The following is a 1,924-nucleotide window of genomic DNA, read 5'->3' on the forward strand; positions in this document are numbered from 1 at the left end:
GCGCATGCTGCCGGGCAACCGTCTGTCCCGCAAGCAACTGACCAACCTGCGCATCTACGCCGGCGCCGAGCATCCGCACGAGGCTCAGTCGCCCGAAGCGCTCGACGTCAAGTCGATGAACAAGAAGAACACCCGGGTGTAATCATGGCCGAACAAATCAATTCCCTTGAAGAGCTCGGCACCGCGGCTGGCATCGAAGCCGCCCCGGCAGTCGAGGAAGCGCCCCGCGAGCCCGTCCGTGACGAGCTGGGCCGTTCCTACGCCACCGGCAAGCGGAAAGACGCCGTTGCACGCGTCTGGATCAAGCCGGGTTCTGGCAAGGTCGTGGTGAACGGCAAGGAGCTGAACACCTACTTCGCACGCCCCGTGCTGCAGATGATCCTGCGTCAGCCCTTCACCATCGCCGGTGTCGAGGACCAGTTCGACGTCTACGCAACCGTCAAGGGTGGTGGCCTCTCCGGCCAGGCCGGCGCGGTCAAGCACGGCATCTCGAAGGCGCTGCAACTCTACGATCCGTCGCTGCGTTCGGCTCTGAAAGCCGCAGGCTTCCTGACCCGCGACAGCCGCGTCGTCGAGCGTAAGAAGTTCGGTAAGCGCAAGGCACGCCGCAGCTTCCAGTTCTCGAAGCGCTGATCCTTCGGATCTTCGGAAATACGCAAAGGGCCGCCTGGTTGGGCGGCCCTTTCGCTATGGTCCGGGCTTTTGCCTGGTCTGTATCATGGCCCGGTCGCGTCTGCGCGGTCAGCGCGTCGTGAGAAGGTGCGCGTGCGGCCAGAGCTCGACCGCCTCGGGCAGGCGCGCGACCACCGTTTCGTAATCCTTGGCAAAGCTCGGGAAGACCTGTTCGGCCAGCCCCTCGGGCAGGGCGCTGCGGTCGCCCGCGGCATTGACCGGGGCGCCACCCGCATCCGGGCGGTCGGGGATCCGGGCAAAAGCCGAGAGCGCAGTGATCGTGGCGGGCGTGAAGAGCGACTCGTAGAGCGTCACGAACTGGCGGTGCGGCGGGAAGACCTCGTCGAGGCGCGCAAGCGTGACGTGGTAGTCCGGGTCGGTGGTGCCGGTGCCGCCGGGGGCGAAGATCCGCAGGAAGGCCTCGGCATCGGGGAGGCTGTCGTCGAGCTTGCTCTTGCGGCGGTACATCTTGAGCAGCGACCACGCCCGTTCGATCGGGTCGCGCATGGTGAAGATGGTCTTCACCGTGATGCCGCGCGAGGCAAAGCCGTCGTCGATGCGGCGCAGGGTCTCGGTGCTGAGCGCGGCGTAGCCCGGGGTCACGTCTCCGCTGAGCCGGGTGTTGGGCCGCGCGAGCCGCCCCGCGAACCACGGCACGTAGCGCGACGGGTCCTGCTGCAGCCACCAGCGCAGCACCTTGCCACGGGGACGGAGCCCCAGCAGGCGGTGAACGGTGAATTCGGCCCGACGCCACGCGGGGGGTGTCGGCATGAGGAAATGCGCCTTGCCGGGTTCGGTCGCGGCGTCCCAGACCTGCATCTCGCCCAGCGGCCCCATGTCGGTGCGGGGCGCGTTGCCGAGATAGGTGCGGATCCAGGTCGTGCCGGATTTCGACGCCCCTGTGCAGAGAATGAAGGTCTTGTGGGGCATCGTCGCGTCTGTCCTCGGGTGATGCCGGGGGAAGGGCTTGCCCCGTCGCGGACGGCGCCGCGAGTCCCCCGGGAGAGTGGTCAGGCAGAAGAAGACCTAGTGGGTTTCAACGTCATCCTGAACCCCCTTCTGCCCGTTTCGGGCGCCCGCCGGAGCCCATGACGCGGATTGCGGCGCCGATGCGCCGCCGGGCCCGGCTGGTGGGCGGGCGCTGAATGGCAGCTCAGCTGTCGGGCGGGATCAGCCCAAGACCGCGCAGGTAGACGCCGATGCCGCTTTCGAGCAGCGCCTCGGGCGGGAAAGGCGATTGCGTGCCGGGCGA

General features: G+C 67.8%; 2 protein-coding genes and 2 pseudogenes. 2 read left to right on the forward strand and 2 right to left on the reverse strand.

Annotated elements, in window-relative coordinates; genetic code table 11:
- A pseudogene (locus HC022_RS25365) lies at positions 1-142 on the forward strand (uL13 family ribosomal protein); the annotation flags it as partial.
- 2 nt (positions 143-144) lie between these two features.
- Entirely contained in the window at positions 145-633 is a 489-nt protein-coding gene (rpsI, locus tag HC022_RS25370) for a 30S ribosomal protein S9 (protein WP_008885785.1), read from the forward strand.
- Between the two features lie 108 nt (positions 634-741).
- On the opposite strand, the gene HC022_RS25375 is transcribed toward rpsI, so the two are convergent.
- On the reverse strand, positions 742-1,602 hold the full coding sequence (locus tag HC022_RS25375) for a sulfotransferase family protein (RefSeq protein ID WP_167454237.1): 861 nt from the start codon (positions 1,600-1,602) through the stop codon (positions 742-744).
- A gap of 223 nt (positions 1,603-1,825) precedes the next feature.
- Positions 1,826-1,924 (reverse strand): annotated as a pseudogene (locus tag HC022_RS29500) (TetR/AcrR family transcriptional regulator); the annotation flags it as partial.

This window comes from Salipiger sp. HF18 (assembly GCF_011806505.1).
Lineage (GTDB): Bacteria > Pseudomonadota > Alphaproteobacteria > Rhodobacterales > Rhodobacteraceae > Salipiger > Salipiger thiooxidans.